Annotated in this window: 17 protein-coding genes and 1 riboswitch; all 17 genes read left to right on the top strand. The window is 68.6% G+C overall.

The genetic code is table 11. The features are described 5' to 3' along the window. The first annotated feature begins 35 nt into the window (after positions 1-35). The 17 genes from cheW to ahcY all read left to right on the top strand — a co-directional run bounded on the left by cheW (position 36) and on the right by ahcY (position 18,580). On the top strand, positions 36-551 hold the full coding sequence (gene cheW, locus HWX22_RS17290) for a chemotaxis protein CheW (RefSeq protein WP_031397017.1): 516 nt from the start codon (positions 36-38) through the stop codon (positions 549-551). Between the two features lie 37 nt (positions 552-588). Next, entirely contained in the window at positions 589-2,535 is a 1,947-nt protein-coding gene (locus HWX22_RS17285; RefSeq protein ID WP_175916100.1) for a methyl-accepting chemotaxis protein, read from the top strand. Positions 2,536-2,538: 3 nt separating this feature from the next. Further along, a complete protein-coding gene (locus HWX22_RS17280) occupies positions 2,539-3,525 on the top strand; it encodes a CheR family methyltransferase (protein WP_059691533.1) in 987 nt (328 codons plus the stop codon). Continuing rightward, the gene (gene cheD / locus HWX22_RS17275; RefSeq protein WP_059816523.1) at positions 3,522-4,268 is read left to right on the top strand and encodes a chemoreceptor glutamine deamidase CheD; all 747 of its coding nucleotides are present in this window, start codon (positions 3,522-3,524) and stop codon (positions 4,266-4,268) included. Before HWX22_RS17280 ends, cheD begins: the two co-directional genes overlap by 4 nt. Then, positions 4,265-5,356, top strand: a complete 1,092-nt coding sequence (locus HWX22_RS17270) for a chemotaxis response regulator protein-glutamate methylesterase (protein ID WP_059682805.1) — start codon at positions 4,265-4,267, stop codon at positions 5,354-5,356. Before cheD ends, HWX22_RS17270 begins: the two co-directional genes overlap by 4 nt. 67 nt (positions 5,357-5,423) lie before the next feature. Further along, complete coding sequence (gene cheY / locus HWX22_RS17265; protein ID WP_006754880.1) at positions 5,424-5,819, top strand: chemotaxis response regulator CheY; 396 nt, start codon at positions 5,424-5,426, stop codon at positions 5,817-5,819. Between the two features lies 1 nt (position 5,820). Then, positions 5,821-6,552: a protein phosphatase CheZ gene (gene cheZ, locus HWX22_RS17260; protein WP_059533481.1), complete on the top strand. Its 732-nt coding sequence runs from the start codon at positions 5,821-5,823 to the stop codon at positions 6,550-6,552. 279 nt (positions 6,553-6,831) lie between these two features. Further along, on the top strand, positions 6,832-7,335 hold the full coding sequence (locus HWX22_RS17255; protein WP_059816527.1) for a DUF2844 domain-containing protein: 504 nt from the start codon (positions 6,832-6,834) through the stop codon (positions 7,333-7,335). Positions 7,336-7,351: 16 nt separating this feature from the next. Next, on the top strand, positions 7,352-8,602 hold the full coding sequence (locus tag HWX22_RS17250) for a DUF3443 domain-containing protein (protein WP_175907734.1): 1,251 nt from the start codon (positions 7,352-7,354) through the stop codon (positions 8,600-8,602). Positions 8,603-8,767: 165 nt separating this feature from the next. Then, positions 8,768-9,265, top strand: a complete 498-nt coding sequence (locus HWX22_RS17245; RefSeq protein ID WP_059816536.1) for a VOC family protein — start codon at positions 8,768-8,770, stop codon at positions 9,263-9,265. A gap of 41 nt (positions 9,266-9,306) precedes the next feature. Continuing rightward, entirely contained in the window at positions 9,307-10,008 is a 702-nt protein-coding gene (locus HWX22_RS32005; RefSeq protein ID WP_244135234.1) for a DUF805 domain-containing protein, read from the top strand. Positions 10,009-10,313: 305 nt separating this feature from the next. After that, on the top strand, positions 10,314-11,513 hold the full coding sequence (gene flhB, locus HWX22_RS17235) for a flagellar biosynthesis protein FlhB (protein WP_059816543.1): 1,200 nt from the start codon (positions 10,314-10,316) through the stop codon (positions 11,511-11,513). After that, positions 11,510-13,612, top strand: coding sequence for a flagellar biosynthesis protein FlhA (gene flhA, locus HWX22_RS17230; protein WP_059816548.1), 2,103 nt, complete (start codon positions 11,510-11,512; stop codon positions 13,610-13,612). Before flhB ends, flhA begins: the two co-directional genes overlap by 4 nt. Further along, positions 13,609-15,360, top strand: a complete 1,752-nt coding sequence (gene flhF, locus HWX22_RS17225) for a flagellar biosynthesis protein FlhF (protein WP_175916099.1) — start codon at positions 13,609-13,611, stop codon at positions 15,358-15,360. The genes flhA and flhF overlap by 4 nt, the downstream gene beginning before the upstream one ends. After that, positions 15,353-16,162 (top strand): flagellar biosynthesis protein FlhG, encoded by an 810-nt coding sequence (locus tag HWX22_RS17220; protein ID WP_059816556.1) that lies wholly within the window; start codon positions 15,353-15,355, stop codon positions 16,160-16,162. The genes flhF and HWX22_RS17220 overlap by 8 nt, the downstream gene beginning before the upstream one ends. 22 nt (positions 16,163-16,184) lie before the next feature. After that, on the top strand, positions 16,185-16,919 hold the full coding sequence (locus HWX22_RS17215) for an RNA polymerase sigma factor FliA (protein ID WP_059816559.1): 735 nt from the start codon (positions 16,185-16,187) through the stop codon (positions 16,917-16,919). Between the two features lie 91 nt (positions 16,920-17,010). Beyond that, positions 17,011-17,127, top strand: a riboswitch (S-adenosyl-L-homocysteine riboswitch). Between the two features lie 34 nt (positions 17,128-17,161). After that, complete coding sequence (ahcY, locus tag HWX22_RS17210; RefSeq protein ID WP_059533465.1) at positions 17,162-18,580, top strand: adenosylhomocysteinase; 1,419 nt, start codon at positions 17,162-17,164, stop codon at positions 18,578-18,580. The last annotated feature ends 149 nt before the right edge of the window (positions 18,581-18,729 follow it).

Here is an 18,729-nt window from a genome sequence, read left to right as displayed (position 1 = left end):
ACCGATTGGGGGCAAACGTGTCTGCTGAAGTCCAAATGATCAATCCGGCCGCGGCGAACGCGGCAACGAGCCGCCGCGACGCGGAACAAGGCGACGCGACCGGCCAGGAATTCCTGGTGTTCACGCTCGGCGACGAGGAATACGGGATCGACATCCTGAAGGTGCAGGAAATCCGCGGCTACGACAGCGTCACGCGCATCGCGAACGCGCCGGACTTCATCAAGGGCGTGATCAACCTGCGCGGGATCATCGTGCCGATCGTCGACATGCGGATCAAGTTCCATCTCGGCCGCGTCGAGTACGACCACCAGACGGTCGTGATCATCCTGAACGTGTCGAACCGCGTGGTCGGGATGGTGGTCGACGGCGTGTCGGACGTGCTGACGCTGCAGACCGACCAGATCATGCCGGCGCCGGAGTTCGGCGCGACGCTGACGACCGAGTACCTGACGGGCCTCGGCACCGTCGATGGCCGGATGCTGATCCTGATGGACATCGAAAAGTTGATGTCGAGCCGTGAAATGGCGCTGATCGAAACACTCGGCGGGTAAGCGCGCCGCGCGCGCAGGAATTTCGGGAGAATCTGCAATGTTGCATAACTGGTCGATCCGCACGACGCTCACGGCGGTCGGACTCATCCTCGTGTGCCTGGCCGCCGCGGTCGGCGGGCTCGGCCTCTACGCGCTCAATCACGCGAGCCGTTCGCTCGACGAGATCGCGCACGTCGACCTGGCGGCGATTCACACGCTGGACGACACGGCCGCGCACCTGCTGCGCTCGCGCATAGCGCTCGATCGCTTTCGTACGCTGACCGAAGCCGGCAATGCGGCCGAGGCGTCGAAGGTGCTCGACCGTGCGCAGGAGCTGTTTACGAAGTCGAACCAGAACTGGCAGGCGTTCCAGTCGACGCCGAAGCTCGGCGTCGAGCAGGCGCTCGTCGACGAGCTCACCGCCCGCTACACGACGATCGTGAAGGAAGGCGTCGAGCCCGAATTTGCCGCGGCGCGCGCGGGCGACATGGCGGCGTACCACGCGATTGCCGACGCGAAGATCAGCCCGATGTTCGTCGCGTTCGACCAGACGGCGGCGGCCGTGATCGCATCGCTGCAGAAGCGCGCGGAAGAACGTCAGGCCGCGACGCAGTCGCAGATCTCGCTGATGGTCGCGCTGATCGCGGCCGGCATCGCGATCGCGTTCGTCGTCGTGATCGCGATCCGCTTCGCCATGCGCGGGCTGATCGTGAAGCCGCTCGAGGACGCGATCGCGCACTTCGAGCGCATCGCCGGCGGCGACCTCACGCAGCCGGTGAACGTGTCCAGCAGCAATGAGATCGGCCGCCTGTTCGGCGGCATCAAGCGGATGCAGGACGCCGTGACGACGATGGTGCAGGCCGTGCATCGCGGCACCGAGTCGATCGACGTCGGCGCGCGCGAGATCTCGACCGGCAACACCGACCTGTCGCAGCGCACCGAGGAGCAGGCCGCGTCACTGCAGGAAACCGCATCGAGCATGGAGCAGCTGACCGGCACCGTGCGGCAGAACGCGGAGAACGCGCGGCAGGCGAGCCAGCTCGCGGTGAACGCGTCCGACATCGCGACGCAGGGCGGCGACGTCGTCGGCCAGGTCGTGTCGACGATGCAGGACATCGCGGCGAGCTCGGGCAAGGTCGTCGACATCATCGGCACGATCGAAGGCATCGCGTTCCAGACCAACATCCTCGCGCTGAACGCGGCGGTCGAAGCCGCGCGCGCGGGCGAGCAGGGCCGCGGCTTCGCCGTGGTCGCGGGCGAAGTGCGCTCGCTGGCGCAACGCAGCGCGAGCGCCGCGAAGGAAATCAAGCAGCTGATCGGCGATTCGGCCGAGAAGGTCGAAAGCGGGTCGGCACTCGTCGCGCGCGCCGGCTCGACGATGGACGAGATCGTGCAGGCCGTGCGCCGCGTGACCGACATCATGGGCGAGATCAGCGCCGCGTCGGACGAGCAGTCGACCGGCATCGAGCAGGTCAATCGCGCGGTCGGCCAGATGGATTCGGTCACGCAGCAGAACGCGGCGCTCGTCGAGCAGGCCGCGGCGGCGGCCGCATCGCTCGAGGAGCAGACGCGCCAGATGAAGGCGGTCGTGTCGGAGTGGCGCGTCGCGGGCGGCATCGCGCTCGCGCCGGCGCGCAACGCTGCACGCCCGGCCGCGCACGCAGCGGCGCCGGCGTTGCCGTCGGCGCACCGTCACGAAGCCGCGCCGGCCGCATTGCCGGCACCGCAGGCTGCCGCGCAGCCGGCCCGTCGCGCCGCACCGGCGCCGCATGCCGCGGCACCGGCCGCGAGCCACGAAACCCGGCGCGCGCCGGACGCCGCCGCCGCACGCGCATCGAAGGAAGCGCCGGCCGCGGGCGGCTACGGCCCGCGTCTCGCGAAGGCGGCCGCCGCACCGGCGCCGAAGTCTGCCGAGAAGCCCGCACTGGTTCGCCCCGCGCTGAACGGCGAGAAGCCGGCGATGGCGGCGGCCGGCACGTCCGACGACGACTGGGAGACTTTCTAAGCCATGCCGTCCGCGCGCGCACCGTTTCGACCCGATGCACCGGATGCCTCGCCCCGCGCGGGCGAGCCGGGGCGCGACTTCGCGTTTACCGGCGCGGATTTCGCACGCATCCGCGCGCTGATCCATCAACGCGCGGGCATTTCGCTGTCCGAGCACAAGCGCGACATGGCGTACAGCCGGCTCGCACGTCGGCTGCGCGCCCGCGGCCTCGACACGTTCCGCGACTACCTCGACCTGCTCGAGCAGGAGGACGATCCGCTCGAGTGGGAAGCGTTCACCAACGCGCTGACGACGAACCTGACCGCGTTCTTCCGCGAGTCGCACCATTTCCCGATCCTCGCCGACTTCGTGAAGCGTCGCGCGGCGCCCGTGTCGGTGTGGTGCTCGGCGGCGTCGACCGGCGAGGAGCCTTACTCGATCGCGATCACGCTGATCGAGGCGCTCGGCGAATCGGCCGCGCGCGGCGCATCGATTCTCGCGACCGATCTCGACACGCAGGTGCTCGCGAAGGCCGAGGCCGGCATCTACACGTACGACCAGGTCAAGCACCTGAGCCCGGAGCGGCTCAAGCGCTTCTTCCTGAAAGGCACGGGCGCGCAGGCCGGCCGCGTGAAGGTGCGCCCGGAACTGCGCGCGATGATCCGCTTCGAGCAGCTGAACCTGACCGATGCCGACTACGGGATCGCGAAGCCGTTCGACGCGATCTTCTGCCGCAACGTGATGATCTATTTCGACAAGCCGACGCAGGGGCAGGTGCTGTCGCGCTTCGAGCCGCTCGTGAAGCCGGGCGGCCTGCTGTTCGCCGGGCATTCGGAGAATTTCACGTACGTCTCGCAGGCGTTCCGGCTGCGCGGGCAGACGGTGTACGAACTGACGCGCGATGCCGCGCCGGGCCTGCGCCCGCACGGCGCCGCACCGGCCGCGGCGGCGCCGCCGCGCGCCCATGCGCGTGCCGCGGGTGCCGTGCCCGCTTACGGAGAACGCGGATGAGCGCCCTGCCGATCGCGACCAATCGCTACTTCGACAACCACTTCGAACGCCCCGGCGTGAAGCTGCTGCCGAACGAGTTCTACACGACGTCCGAGGACATGGTGCTGATGACCGTGCTCGGCTCGTGCGTCGCCGCGTGCCTGCACGACCCGTTGGCGGGCATCGGCGGGATGAATCACTTCATGCTGCCCGACGACGGCGCCGATGCCGGCGCGGCCGCGTCGGAGTCGATGCGCTACGGCGCGTACGCGATGGAAGTGCTGATCAACGAACTGATCAAGGCCGGCGGCCGCCGCGAGCGCTTCGAGGCGAAGGTGTTCGGCGGCGCGGCCGTGCTGGCCGGGATGACGACCATCAACATCGGCGACCGCAACGCGGATTTCGTGCGCCGCTATCTCGCGCTCGAACGCATCCGCATCACCGCGGAGGACTTGCAGGGCGTGCACCCGCGCAAGGTCGCGTTCATGCCGCGCACCGGCCGCGCGATGGTGAAGAAGCTGCGGCTGCAGGTGCCGGGCGTGACCGAGCGCGAAGCCGCGCTGGCGCGCGAGGCCGACCGCGTGCGCGCCGAGCGGCCGCGCGCGCACGTCGAGCTGTTCGCGGCGAAGCGGCCGGCCGCGCCGCCGCCGGCACGCCCGCGCATCGAGCTGTTCGGCGCACGCGGCGGCGCGGGCGCGCAGACGACGAACACGAAGGCCGGCAGCCCGTTTGCGGCCAACCTTTCGAGAAAGCAGGAGGCATGACCGCAGTGCAGAAGATCAAAGTGTTGTGCGTCGACGACTCGGCGCTGATCCGCAGCCTGATGACGGAGATCATCAACAGCCAGCCCGACATGGAAGTGTGCGCGACCGCGCCCGATCCGCTCGTCGCGCGCGAGCTCATCAAGCAGCACAACCCGGACGTCCTGACGCTGGACGTCGAAATGCCGCGCATGGACGGGCTCGACTTCCTCGAGAAGCTGATGCGCCTGCGGCCGATGCCGGTCGTGATGGTGTCGTCGCTGACCGAGCGCGGCTCCGAAATCACGCTGCGCGCGCTCGAACTCGGCGCGGTGGATTTCGTCACGAAGCCGCGCGTCGGGATTCGCGACGGCATGCTCGACTACGCGGAAAAGCTCGCGGACAAGATCCGTGCGGCATCGCGCGCGCGCGTGCGCCAGGCGCCGCAGCCGCAGGCCGCCGCGCGCACGGCGAGCGGCCAGCCGGCCGCGCCGATGGTCAACAACCCGCTCGTCAGTACCGAGAAGCTGATCATCATCGGCGCGTCGACGGGCGGCACCGAGGCGATCCGCGAGGTGCTGACGCCGCTGCCGCCGGACGCGCCGGCGGTGCTGATCGCGCAGCACATGCCGCCCGGCTTCACGAAGTCCTTCGCGCAGCGGCTGAACGGCCTGTGCCGGATCGCGGTGAAGGAAGCCGAGCACGGCGAGCGCGTGCTGCCGGGCCATGCGTACATCGCGCCGGGCCATGCGCACTTGCTGCTCGCGCGCAGCGGCGCGAACTACATCGCGCAGCTGTCCGACGAGCCGCCGGTGAACCGGCACCGGCCGTCGGTCGACGTGCTGTTCCGCTCGGCGGCGCAGCATGCGGGCAAGAACGCGATCGGCGTGATCCTTACGGGGATGGGCCGCGACGGCGCGGCCGGCCTGCTGGACATGAAGCGCGCGGGCGCCCACACGTTCGCGCAGGACGAGGCGAGCTGCATCGTGTTCGGGATGCCGCGCGAGGCGATCGCGCTCGGCGGCGCGGACGAGGTCGCGCCGCTTTCGGAGATGAGCCGGCGCGTGATGGCGCGACTGGCGACGATGGGCGACCGCGTGCAGCGCGTCTGAATGAAATGTCACGGGGCACGTGCGATGCTGCGGGCCCCGACGGTAACGAATCTGCAAAGGAACGACGATGGACAAGAGCATGAAAATCCTGGTGGTGGACGATTTCCCGACGATGCGCAGGATCGTCCGCAACCTGCTCAAGGAACTGGGCTACACGAACGTCGACGAAGCCGAGGACGGCGCGGCCGGCCTCGCGCGGCTGCGCGGCGGCGGCTTCGACTTCGTGATCTCCGACTGGAACATGCCGAACCTCGACGGCCTCGCGATGCTGAAGGAAATCCGCGCGGACGCGACGCTCACGCACCTGCCGGTGCTGATGGTCACGGCCGAGTCGAAGAAGGAGAACATCATCGCGGCCGCGCAGGCGGGCGCGAGCGGCTACGTCGTGAAGCCGTTCACGGCCGCGACGCTCGACGAGAAGCTGAACAAGATCATCGACAAGATGGCCAAGGCCGGGAGCTGACGTGAACGAGCCGATCCATGCGGCGCTTGCCGGCGCGGCAGTCAACGCCGACGGCCACGCCGAAGGCGCCGATTACGCGAGCGACCGGATCCTCGCGCGCATCGGCCACGTCACGCGCACGCTGCGCGATTCGATGCGCGAGCTCGGGCTCGACAAGCATGTCGAGCGCGCGGCGGAAGCCGTGCCCGATGCCCGCGACCGGCTGCGCTACGTCGCGACGATGACCGAGCAGGCGGCCGAGCGCGTGCTGAACGCGATCGAGGTCGCGAAGCCGATGCAGGAGCGCATCCAGAACGAGGCCGAGGCGCTCGATGCGCGCTGGGCGCAGTGGTATGCGGCGCCGATCGAGCACGCGGAAGTGCGCGAGCTGATGGACGACACGCGCACGTTCCTGCGCGCGCTGCCGGAGGCGGCGTCGGCGACCAGCGCGCAGCTGCTCGAGATCATGCTCGCGCAGGATTTCCAGGATCTGACCGGGCAGGTGATCAAGAAGATCATGGACATGGTCTACCTGATCGAGCAGCAGCTGCTCACGGTGCTCGTCGAGAACATCGCGCCCGAGCGGCGCGAGCAGTTCGCGGCGACCGCAGCCGCGCTCGCGGCCGAGCAGATCAGCGCGACCGGCAGCCCCGAGTCGCTGCTGAACGGGCCGCAGATCGCGCCGGAAGGCAAATCCGACGTCGTGCAGGACCAGGCGCAGGTCGACGACCTGCTCGCGAGTCTCGGCTTCTGATGCTGTCTCATCGCATCGGCGCCGCGCCCGATCGTGGCGCGGCCCGGTGCGCGTGGCTTTCCCCCATGCTCGTCACGACGCGCCCCCGCGCGCGGGTCGTGCCGCACGTCATGTTGCGTTGCGTCATGCAACGTTGATTTGACACTCCGACACACTCCGCAGGCATACTACGCGTCAGCAGCAACGAAGCGTCATTCTTAAGACTTTCATTTGTTGGCCCGCAGCGCCGCGCCTGACGATGGCGCCGCCGGCAACGAAGCCAGTCCCTTGGGGGGGAACGTGAAGCTGAAACGCTTGGGCTGGGCCGCCGCGCATGCGACGGCCGCAATGGGTGTGCTGTGGGCCGTCCACGCACAGGCCGAACTGGGCGGCGCGCCGATGTCGCCGCCGGCGGACGATCGCGCCGCCACGGTGCGCGCGCTGCAGCGCGCGATGCGCTCCGCCGACGGCGCGCAGGCGAACGCGGCCGCCTACACCGTCCGCGAGATCACGCTCGGATCGGGCACCGTCATCCACGAATACACGAGCACGGCCGGCACCGTGTTCGGCCTCGCCTGGCGCGGGCCGAGCATGCCGGACCTCGAGTCGCTGCTCGGCAGCTATTTCCCGCAGTACACCGCCGGCGTCCAGGTCGCGCATGCGGCGCGCGGCTGGCGCGCGCCCGTGTCCGTCGATACGAGCGGCCTCGTGATCCGCACCGGCGGCCACATGGGCGCCTTCGCGGGCCAGGCATGGCTGCCGACGGCGCTGCCTGCCGGGCTGACCGGCAACGACATCCAGTGACAGCGGGAGAGCGATCTTGCGAATTCCTCGTACCTTCAAGCGCTGGCTCGGCCTGCTGAGCGTCGCGGCCGCGACGGCCATGCTCGTGACCGCCTGCGGCGGCGGCGATGACAACGGCGGGAGCAGCGGCAACAACGGCGGCTCCAACGTATCGGACGGCAATACCGCGAACACGGCGGTGATCACGGTCGGCACCGGTGTCGCGCACGTGATCAACATCCCGACCGTCAACGTGAAGATCTGCGTGCCGGGCACGACGAACTGCCAGGTGGTCAACAACGTCCTCGTCGATACGGCGTCGTACGGGCTGCGGCTGGTCAGCAGCGCGCTGTCGTCGGGCGTGTTGAACAACCTGCCGCAGACGACGAGCGGCGGCGCGCCCGTGGCCGAGTGCGGCAAGTTCGTGTCGAGCTTCACGTGGGGCTCGGTGCGCACCGTCGACCTGTCGATCGGCACCGAGCAGGCGGGCTCGCTACCGGTGCAGATCATCGGCGATCTCGGCACCAGCAACGTGCCGGGTTCATGCTCGAACAACGGCGCCCGAACGTCGGCCAACACCGCCGGCGACCTCGGCGCGAACGGCATCCTCGGCATCGGTCCGGCACCGGTCGATTGCGGCACGAGCTGCGCGACGTCGACGTCGGCGACGTCCAACAACTACTACGCATGCCCGAACGGCAATTCGAGCTGCGCGGTGGCGCTGGTGCCGGTTGCGCAGCAGGTCGCCAACCCGGTCCATCGCTTCGCGACCGACAACAACGGCGTGATCGTGCAGATGCCGAACATCTCGAGCAGCGGGCAGGGCAGCGCGACGGGCCTGCTGACGTTCGGGATCAATACGCAGAGCAACAACGCGCTCGGGGCGTCGACGGTGCTGACGTCGACGACGACGGGCGACGTCGATGCGACCTTCCTTGGCGGAAACGTGACCGCGTTCTTCGATACGGGCTCGAACGCGTACTTCTTCAACGATTCGTCGCAGACGAGGTGCTCGACCAACACGCAGTTCTACTGCCCGTCGTCGACGACCACCTATACGGCGACGCTGACCGGCAAGAACGGTGTGTCGGGCGGCGTGTCGATGCCCGTCGCGAACGCCGATGTGCTGTTCGCGAATTCGTCGACGTTCGCGTTCAACGACATCGCCGGCCCGTTCGGTCCGGCTGGCTGGCTCGATCTCGGCATGCCGCACTTCTACGGCAAGACGATCTACTTCGGGATGGACCGGACCGGCAGCGGCGGCGCGCAGCCTTACGTCGCGTTCTGATCGCGCACGCACGGCGGCGGCAGGAAAGGGGGCGAGCGATCGCCCCCTTTTTTTCGCCTTCGCCGGCGGTGACGCACTACGCATCGGGCGGCCGCGCCGTGCCGGCACAGCGCCTACGATATAAGGCCGGCACCGGTGCCGGCACGACATCGAGGAGACAACGCCATGAGCCAGCGTATTCAACGCATCACGCCGTTTCTGTGGTTCGACCGCGACGCCGAGGCGGCCGCCCGCTTCTACGTGTCGGTGTTCGACGACGCGCGCATCCTGAACGTCGCCCGCTACGGCAAGTCCGGTGCGCAGGCGTCCGGGCAGGCCGAGGGCGCGGTGATGACGGTGTCGTTCGAACTGGACGGGCAGGCGTTTCTCGCGCTGAACGGCGGCCCGGCGTTTCCGCTCACGCCGGCCGTGTCGTTCGTCGTCAACTGCCGCGACCAGCAGGAGATCGACCGCTACTGGACGGCCCTGTCCGACGGCGGCGACGAGCGCGCGCAGCAGTGCGGCTGGCTGCGCGACCGCTTCGGCGTGTCGTGGCAAGTGGTGCCCGTGCAGATGGCCGAACTGATGGCGGGCGATCCGGCACGCGCCGAGCGTGTGATGGCGCAGGTGATGAAGATGAAGAAACTCGATCTCCATGTGCTGGAGCAGGCGGCGGCGGGCTAGCGCGAACGCCGGCCGGGACGCGCCGTTCCCGACGTGCGTGCGTGACGCCCGGCAATATTCCCGGTCGGCCGGTAAATGCGCGCCGAACGATCGATTCGATTATCGATCGCGGCGCGTTTCATGCTGGTGTAATCAAGTCATGGATTATATGGCCGTCGTTTATGTCGGGACGTCGCGATTATAAAAATGACGTGACATGCCCGCAGGCGATGCAGCGTTCCGCCGCTGAAGCCGCTCCTGTTATGCCGGAGCCCGCGTGCGAGCCGGTCGGCACGCGAAAAGAGATGCAATGCCCGGAAATTCAAACTTATAATGCCCGCGTTGTTTCCGGGGTCGCCGATATAAAACATGAGGGCAATAAAATGAATTTCACCGAAGCCGTTCGTTCCGCACTCAATCAATATGCGAAATTCGAGGGCCGCGCGCGCCGTGCCGAATACTGGTATTTCGCGTTGCTGACCAGCGTCGTGTCGATCGTCTGCCAGGTGATCACCATGGCGGGGCGCGACGCGAGCGCACTTTCGCTGCTGCTGATGATCGTCGCGGCCGTCGTGTCGCTCGCGCTGGTGCTGCCGAGCCTCGCGGTCACCGTCCGTCGCCTGCACGATACGGGCCGCTCCGGCTGGTTCCTGCTGATCGCGTTCATTCCGATCGTCGGCGGGATCCTGCTGCTCGTGTGGATGTGCTCGCGCGGCACCAACGGCCCGAACCGTTTCGGCTCGGATCCGATCCCGGTGATCTGAGCGCCGCCCGCCTCGACGCGCGACACCGTCGCGTCGGGGCGGGCCGACGATCGTTCCGCGGCCGCCTCGATCTCCCGCTTCCCCGCTTCATCCCCTCACACGCCTCACCGCGCCCGCCCGCGATCGCGGTTTCCACCGCCTCCCGGCGCGCCGCGCCTGCCCGCGACGTCCCGCCGCACCGGCTCGCCCGATTCCCCGAAATACCCCCCTTTCCCGGCTTTGCTCGACCGATCGGCGTTTGACGTGCGCATGAATAATCGGTGCCACTGGAAAGCGGCATTTCGCCGTACCCGACTGGAGGCACCGTGGCAGACGAGAGCGATCTCGACAGAACCGAAGCCGCCACTCCGAGACGCCGCGAGAAGGCGCGCGAGGAGGGGCAGGTCGCGCGTTCGCGCGAACTGGCTTCGTTCGCGCTGCTCGCGGCCGGGTTCTACGGTGCGTGGCTGCTCGCGGGTCCGTCGGGCGCCCATCTCCAGACGATGCTGCGCGGCGCGTTCGCGTTCGATCGCGCGACCGCGTTCGACACGCACCGGATGCTGTCGGCGGCCGGCAGCGCGAGCGTCGAAGGTCTCGCCGCGCTGCTGCCGATCCTCGCGCTCACCGGCCTCGCCGCGCTGCTCGCGCCGATGGCGCTCGGCGGCTGGCTGATCTCGCAGAAGACCTTCGAACTCAAGTTCGACCGCCTGAACCCGATCTCCGGCCTCGGCCGGATGTTCTCGATCCAGGGGCCGATCCAGCTCGGGATGTCGCTCGCGAAGACGCTCGTCGTGGGCGGGATCGGCGGGATCGCGATCTGGCGCAGCAAGGACGAGCTGCTCGGCCTCGCGACCCAGCCGCTCGGCTCGGCGCTCGCCGATGCGATGCACCTGGTCGCCGTGTGCTGCGGCACGACGGTCGCCGGGATGCTGGTGGTCGCCGCGCTCGATGTGCCTTACCAAATCTGGCAGTACAACAAGAAGTTGCGCATGACGAAGGAAGAAGTGAAGCGCGAGCATCGCGAGAACGAAGGCGATCCGCACGTGAAGGGCCGCATCCGCCAGCAGCAGCGCGCGATCGCGCGGCGCCGGATGATGGCCGCCGTGCCGAAGGCCGACGTGGTCGTCACGAACCCGACGCACTTCGCCGTCGCGCTGCAGTACACGGACGGCGAGATGCGCGCGCCGAAGGTCGTCGCGAAGGGCGTGAACCTCGTCGCCGCGCGCATCCGCGAGCTCGCGGCCGAGCACAACGTGCCGCTGCTCGAAGCGCCGCCGCTCGCGCGTGCGCTGTATCACAACGTCGAACTCGAACGCGAGATTCCCGGCTCGCTGTACTCGGCCGTCGCCGAAGTGCTCGCGTGGGTCTACCAGTTGAAGCGCTTCCGCTCGGAAGGCGGCGACTTCCCGGCCGCGCCGGTCGATCTCGACGTGCCGGCGGAACTCGACAAGGGGTCGTCGGTATCGGCCGACGACGAGCGTGAAGAAGCCGAAGACACGCTCGGCAAGCAAGGAAACGCAGCATGAGCACCCCGACCACCGGCCTGTTCGCCAAACGCCAGAATCCGTTCGCCGGCACCAACCTGCGCGCACTCGCGGGCCCGATCCTCATCTGCATGATCCTGGGGATGATGATCCTGCCGCTGCCGCCGATGCTGCTGGATCTGCTGTTCACGTTCAACATCGCGTTGTCGGTGATGGTGCTGCTCGTCAGCATGTACACGATGAAGCCGCTCGACTTCGCGGCGTTCCCGAGCGTGCTGCTGTTCTCGACGCTGTTGCGTCTGTCGCTGAACGTCGCGTCGACGCGCGTCGTGCTGCTCGAGGGCCACACCGGCCCCGACGCGGCCGGCCAGGTGATCGAGGCGTTCGGCCACTTCCTCGTCGGCGGCAACTTCGCGGTCGGCATCGTTGTCTTCGTGATCCTGATGATCATCAACTTCATGGTGATCACGAAGGGCGCGGGGCGGATCGCCGAAGTGTCCGCGCGCTTCACGCTCGACGCGATGCCGGGCAAGCAGATGGCGATCGACGCCGACCTGAACGCGGGCCTCATCAACGAAGAGCAGGCACGCAAGCGGCGCCTCGCCGTGTCGCAGGAAGCCGAGTTCTACGGCTCGATGGACGGCGCGTCGAAGTTCGTGCGCGGCGACGCGATCGCGGGCCTGATCATCATGGCGATCAACGTGATCGGCGGGCTGATCGTCGGGATGGTGCAGCACGACATGTCGTTCGCGGCGGCCGGCACCAACTACACGCTGCTGACGATCGGCGACGGCCTCGTCGCGCAGATCCCGTCGCTCGTGATTTCGACGGCGGCCGGCGTGATCGTGTCGCGGGTCGCGACCGACGAGGACATCGGCACGCAGATCACCGGCCAGCTGTTTACCAACCCGCGCGTGCTGACCATCACCGGCGCGATCATCGTGCTGATGGGGCTGATCCCGGGCATGCCGCACTTCGCGTTCCTCGCGCTCGGCGGCGGCGCGATCTGGCTTGCCCGCACGCAAGTCCGCCGCGCGGCGGCCCGCGTGGCGGCCGGCGACGTGACCGAGATCGCACCGCCCGCCGCGCTGCCGGGCGACAGCCACGAGGCAACCTGGGACGACGTGCAGCTGATCGATCCGCTTGGCCTCGAAGTCGGCTACCGGCTGATTCCGCTCGTCGACAAGAACAGCGACGGCGAACTGCTCAAGCGCATCAAGAGCATCCGCAAGAAATTCGCGCAGGAGATCGGTTTCCTGCCGCCGGTGATCCACATCCGCGACAACCTCGAACTGCGGCCGAACGCGTACCGGATCGCGCTGAAGGGCGTCGAGATCGGCGCGGGCGAAGTGTTCCCGGGCCAGTGGCTCGCGATCAACCCGGGCCAGGTGACGGCCGCGCTGCCGGGTGCAGTGACGCAGGATCCGGCATTCGGGCTGCCCGCCGTGTGGATCGACGTCGCGATGCGCGAGCAGGCGCAGGTGTACGGCTACACGGTCGTCGATGCGAGCACGGTCGTCGCGACGCACCTGAACCATCTGGTCGTCCAGCACGCGGCCGAACTGCTCGGCCGCCAGGAAGTGCAGGCGCTGGTCGAGCGCACCGGCAAGGATGCGCCGTCGCTCGTCGAGGACCTCGTGCCGAAGACGATCTCGCTGACGACGCTGCAGAAAGTGCTGCAGAACCTGCTCGAGGAAGGCGTGCCGATCCGCGACATGCGCACGATCCTCGAGGCCGTGTCCGAACACGCGGGCCGCGGCGACGCATACGAGATCACCGCCGCGGTGCGGCTGTCGCTCGGCCGTGCGATCACGCAGCAGTGGTATCCGGGCTCGGGCGAGATGCAGGTGATGGGCCTCGATTCGAATCTCGAGCGCGTGCTGTCGCAGGCGCTCGCCACCGGCGCGAACCCGGGCCTCGAGCCCGGCCTCGCGCACAACCTTCTGACCGGCACGCAACAGGCGATGCTGCGTCAACAGAATCTCGGGCTGCCGCCGGTGCTGCTGGTGCAGCACGCGCTGCGCGCGATGCTCGCGCGTTTCCTGCGCCGCAGCCTGCCGCAACTGAAAGTGCTGTCGTATGCCGAAGTGCCGGACACGCGCACGATCAAAGTCGTTAACGTCATCGGGGGTTCCGCTTGAACATTCGCAAATTCACCGGCGCGACCAGCCGCGACGCGCTTCGCCTCGTGCGCGAGGCACTCGGCGCCGACGCCGTCGTGCTGTCGAACCGCACGCTCGATGACGGCAGCGTCGAAATCGTCGCACTCGCCGATTCGGATCTCGCTGCGGTCACGCCGCCGGCCGCCGTCCGGGCACGCACCGTCGCGCCGCGCGCGCCGGAATCCGTGCCGGCCGCGGCCGTCCCGGGCATCGTGTCGCGCCCGGGTGCCGCGCTCGCGCGCCCGGCCGTCAATCCGTATGCGGCGGGCGAAGGCGGCCTGCCGGACGTGTTCTCGTCGGTGTTCGGCGCAAGCGCCGAAGCGACGAAGCCGGCAGCCGAAGCGGCCGCCTTCGACGCCGGCATGGACGCGGCATCGAACGCGCCGGTCGCGCCTGCGCCCGCTGCCGGCACGCCGGCTGCAGCGTCCGAACCCGCGCCGTGGCTCGTCGAGCACGCGAAGCGCCTGACCCAGCAGCGCGAAGCGCTGATCGCCCGCGCGCAGGCCGCACCGGCCGCGCCGCAGGCACCGGCGCGCGCGCAGCAGGACGCCGCGTCCGCGACGCCGGCCGGCTGGGCGCGCGACATCGTGCGCGACGCCGAACGCCGGATGCCGTCGGCCGCCGCGCCGATGACCCGCCAGAGCGAAGCGAGCGCCACGAAGCCGGCCGAACGCACGCGCCTGTCCGCGGAAGCGGCGGCCGCGGTGGCTGACGCGGTGAAGACGCGCATCGAGAGCATCGTCAACGATACGGTGATGCACGAGCTCGGCGCGATGCGCGGGATGATGGAAGAGCAGTTCGACAGCCTGATGTGGCACGACCGCCAGCGCCGCAGCCCGGTGCACGGCGCGCTGACCAGGCACCTGTTCTCGGCCGGCTTCTCCGCGCAACTGGTGCGCATGCTGGTCGACAACCTGCCGTCCGGCGACGACGCGCAAACCTTCGAGCAGGCCGCCGAATGGGCGCAGTCGGTGCTCGCCGCGAACCTGCCGGTGCTCGAGAGCGAAGACGCGCTGATGGAGCGCGGCGGCGTGTTCGCGCTGATGGGGCCGACCGGCGTCGGCAAGACGACCACCACGGCGAAGCTCGCCGCGCACTGCGTGATGCGCTTCGGCGCGAGCAAGGTCGCGCTCCTGACCACCGACAGCTACCGGATCGGCGGCCACGAGCAGCTGCGCATCTTCGGCAAGATCCTCGGCGTGCCCGTGCACGCGGTGAAGGATGCGGGCGATCTCGAGCTCGCGCTGTCCGAGCTGCGCAACAAGCACATCGTGCTGATCGACACGATCGGCATGAGCCAGCGCGACCGCGCGCTGTCCGACCAGATCGCGATGCTGCACGGCGCGAACGCGCCGGTGCAGCGCCTGCTGCTGCTCAACGCGACGAGCCACGGCGACACGCTCAACGAGGTCGTCCAGGCCTACCGCAGCGCGGCCGAGTATCCCGATCTCGCCGGCTGCATCCTGACCAAGCTCGACGAGGCGACCCACCTCGGCGGCGTGCTCGACACGGTGATCCGCTACAAGCTGCCGGTCCATTACGTGTCGACCGGCCAGAAAGTGCCGGAAAACCTGTACGTCGCATCGACCCGGTTCCTGCTGAAGAGCGCGTTCTGTGTGCCGCGCGACGGCTCGCCCTTCGTGCCGCAAGACGAGGACATGCCGACGCTGCTTTCCGCACTGACCGCACGTTCCACCGCCGAGCTGCACGAGGTGCGATTTGGATAAACGGATCATCGATCAGGCCGAAGGGCTGCGGCGCCTGCTGGCCGGGCGCGCGTCGCGCATCGTCGCGGTGACGGGCGGGCCGGCGGGCGTCGGCTGCACGACGACCGTCGTGAACGTCGCGGCCGCGCTGACCGCGCTCGGCAAGGACGTGCTCGTCGTCGACGAGCGCGCCGACGTGCATTCGGCCACGGCGACGCTCGCGGGCGCGTGGCTGCGCGACGGCGAACGCACGCGCGTCGCCGCCGGGTTCGGCCTGTGCGCTGCCGCGCGGGACGGCTACAGCGATTCGCAACTGAGCGACTTCGTCGACGGCCAGGCCGACATCGTGCTGGTCGACGCGCAACTCGGTGCGGACGGCACGTTCTCCCCGCTCGCGCGCGAGGCGCACGACGTGCTGATCGTCACGCGGGTCGCCGCGCAGGCGATCACCGAGGCGTATGCGTGCATGAAGCGCCTGCATTTCGCGCACGCGGTCGCGCAGTTCCGCGTGCTGACCAATCACGTCGGCAGCCATGCCGACGCCAGGACCGCATTCGACAACCTCGCGGGCGTCGCGAGCCGCTACCTGACGGTGTCGATCGCCGACGCCGGCTGCGTGAGCGCCGATCCGCTCGTCGAGCATGCGCGCGACCTGATGCATACCGCGGTCGACGCGTTCCCGTCGTCGGTTGCCGCGCGCGATTACCGGCAGATCGCCGCCGACCTGCTGTACTGGCCGATGCGCCCGCGATCGGGCGCCGGCCGCGCCGTGCATGCGGGCGGCAAGCCGTCGTACGAGGCGGGTGCGGCACACGCCGCGTGAGCGCCACCGGAAGGAGAGAGCCATGATGTACAACGCTCAAGGAAAGATGACCCAGGCCGACGTGCTCGCGCAATACGCGCCGCTCGTGCGGCGCCTGGGGCTGCAGCTCGTCGCGAAGATGCCGGCGAGCGTCGATCTCGACGACCTGATCCAGGCCGGCATGATCGGCCTGATGGACGCGGCCGGCCGCTACAAGGAAGACCAGGGCGCGCAGTTCGAGACCTACGCGACCCAGCGCATCCGTGGCGCGATGCTCGACGAACTGCGCAGCAACGACTGGCTGCCGCGCAGCCTGCGCAAGACGTCGCGCGAGGTCGAGCACGCGGTGCACCAGGTCGAGCAGCATCTCGGCCGCTCGGCGAGCGAGACCGAGATCGCACAGCACCTGAAGATGCCGCTCGACGAATACCAGGGGATGCTGCAGGACCTGCACGGCAGCCAGCTCATCTACTACGAGGATTTCGATCGCGCGGCCGACGACGAGCCGTTCCTCGACCGCTATCGCGTCGATCATGCCGATCCGTTGTCGTCGCTGCTCGACGAACACCTGCGCGAGGCGCTCGTCGAAGCGATCGAGCGGCTGCCCGAGCGCGAGAAACTGCTGATGTCGCTGTACTACGAGCGCGGGCTGAACCTGCGCGAGATCGGCGCGGTGCTCGAGGTCAGCGAGTCGCGCGTGTGCCAGCTGCACAGCCAGGCCGTCGCGCGGCTGCGCGCGCGGTTGCGCGAACAGGCATGGGTCGGCGCCGAGAACTGACCCTTTCATAGCGCCCGCGCGCGCCGACGCCGCGCGCGGTGCGTGGCGCGCGACGCGCATTTCCCGCGCCGATTTGCTACAATCCCTCCCGCTTCCCGAGGAGCGTTGCGACGGACCATCCTGCGTCCGCCAGGCTCGGAAAGCTTCACCAAGCAGCCGTGCGGCAACATTCGCGCCGGCCCCGCTTCCTGAACGGCGCTCACGTCACCAATTTCTAGAACTTTTTTAGAAAGGAGGGCGTGATGAACGCCATTATCGATTCGCAAGCTTCCAAGGATTACATCGTCGCCGACATGGCGCTTGCCGGCTGGGGCCGCAAGGAGCTGAACATCGCCGAGACCGAAATGCCGGGCCTCGTGCAGATCCGCGACGAATACAAGGCGCAGCAGCCGCTGAAGGGCGCGCGCATCGCAGGTTCGCTGCACATGACGATCCAGACCGGCGTGCTGATCGAGACGCTGAAGGCGCTCGGCGCCGATGTCCGCTGGGCGTCGTGCAACATCTTCTCGACGCAGGACCACGCCGCTGCCGCGATCGTCGAAGCCGGCACGCCGGTGTTCGCGTTCAAGGGCGAGTCGCTCGACGAATACTGGGAATTCTCGCACCGCATCTTCGAATGGCCGAACGGCGAATTCGCGAACATGATCCTGGACGACGGCGGCGACGCAACGCTGCTGCTGATCCTCGGCTCGAAGGCCGAGAAGGACCGTTCGGTGATCGCGAAGCCGACCAACGAGGAAGAAGTCGCGCTCTTCAAGTCGATCGCGAAGCACCTCGACGCCGATCCGACCTGGTACTCGACGCGCCTCGCACACATCAAGGGCGTGACCGAAGAAACCACGACCGGCGTGCATCGCCTGTACCAGATGGAAAAGGACGGCCGCCTGCCGTTCCCGGCGTTCAACGTGAACGATTCGGTCACGAAGTCGAAGTTCGACAACCTGTACGGCTGCCGCGAGTCGCTCGTCGACGGCATCAAGCGCGCGACCGACGTGATGATCGCGGGCAAGGTCGCGGTCGTCGCGGGCTACGGCGACGTGGGCAAGGGCTGCGCGCAATCGCTGCGCGGCCTGGGCGCGACCGTGTGGGTCACCGAAATCGATCCGATCTGCGCGCTGCAGGCGGCGATGGAAGGCTACCGCGTCGTGACGATGGAATACGCGGCCGACAAGGCCGACATCTTCGTGACGGCGACCGGCAACTACCACGTGATCAACCACGATCACATGAAGGCGATGCGCCACAACGCGATCGTCTGCAACATCGGCCACTTCGACTCGGAAATCGACGTCGCGTCGACCCGCCAGTATCAGTGGGAAAACATCAAGCCGCAGGTCGACCACATCATCTTCCCGGACGGCAAGCGGGTGATCCTGCTGGCCGAAGGCCGCCTCGTGAACCTCGGCTGCGCGACCGGCCACCCGTCGTTCGTGATGTCGAACTCGTTCGCGAACCAGACGCTCGCGCAGATCGAACTCTTCACGCGCGGCGAACAGTACGAGAACAAGGTGTACGTGCTGCCGAAGCATCTCGATGAAAAGGTCGCGCGCCTGCACCTCGCGCGCATCGGCGCGAACCTGTCCGTGCTGTCGGACGAGCAGGCTTCGTACATCGGCGTGCAGAAGGACGGCCCGTTCAAGCCGAACCACTACCGCTACTGATGCACCGCCGCCGCCGCGCCGCGTTCATGCGCGGCGCGCGGCACGGTGCCGGACCGCCGGCCGCCGCGCCGTGTCCGCCGCCGCGCGGGCACGTGCGGCGGCCGGCGGCGGCCACTGACCGACCAGATCGACAACCGAACCGGAGCCCT

It is taken from the genome of Burkholderia sp. BCC1638 (assembly GCF_902833195.1).
Lineage (GTDB): Bacteria > Pseudomonadota > Gammaproteobacteria > Burkholderiales > Burkholderiaceae > Burkholderia > Burkholderia diffusa.
Note: the sequence above shows the minus strand (reverse complement) of the source record. Positions and strands in the feature narration are given on the sequence as shown.

What these genes read in the sequence shown, in the direction of transcription:
- cheY (WP_006754880.1), top strand. Translation starts at nt 5,424, where the DNA reads ATGGACAAGAGCATGAAAATCCTGGTGGTGGACGATTTCCCGACGATG.
- ahcY (WP_059533465.1), top strand. Translation starts at nt 17,162, where the DNA reads ATGAACGCCATTATCGATTCGCAAGCTTCCAAGGATTACATCGTCGCC.
- HWX22_RS17280 (WP_059691533.1), top strand. Translation starts at nt 2,539, where the DNA reads ATGCCGTCCGCGCGCGCACCGTTTCGACCCGATGCACCGGATGCCTCG.
- HWX22_RS17285 (WP_175916100.1), top strand. Translation starts at nt 589, where the DNA reads ATGTTGCATAACTGGTCGATCCGCACGACGCTCACGGCGGTCGGACTC.
- flhA (WP_059816548.1), top strand. Translation starts at nt 11,510, where the DNA reads ATGAGCACCCCGACCACCGGCCTGTTCGCCAAACGCCAGAATCCGTTC.
- HWX22_RS17270 (WP_059682805.1), top strand. Translation starts at nt 4,265, where the DNA reads ATGACCGCAGTGCAGAAGATCAAAGTGTTGTGCGTCGACGACTCGGCG.
- cheD (WP_059816523.1), top strand. Translation starts at nt 3,522, where the DNA reads ATGAGCGCCCTGCCGATCGCGACCAATCGCTACTTCGACAACCACTTC.
- HWX22_RS17215 (WP_059816559.1), top strand. Translation starts at nt 16,185, where the DNA reads ATGATGTACAACGCTCAAGGAAAGATGACCCAGGCCGACGTGCTCGCG.
- HWX22_RS17245 (WP_059816536.1), top strand. Translation starts at nt 8,768, where the DNA reads ATGAGCCAGCGTATTCAACGCATCACGCCGTTTCTGTGGTTCGACCGC.
- cheW (WP_031397017.1), top strand. Translation starts at nt 36, where the DNA reads ATGATCAATCCGGCCGCGGCGAACGCGGCAACGAGCCGCCGCGACGCG.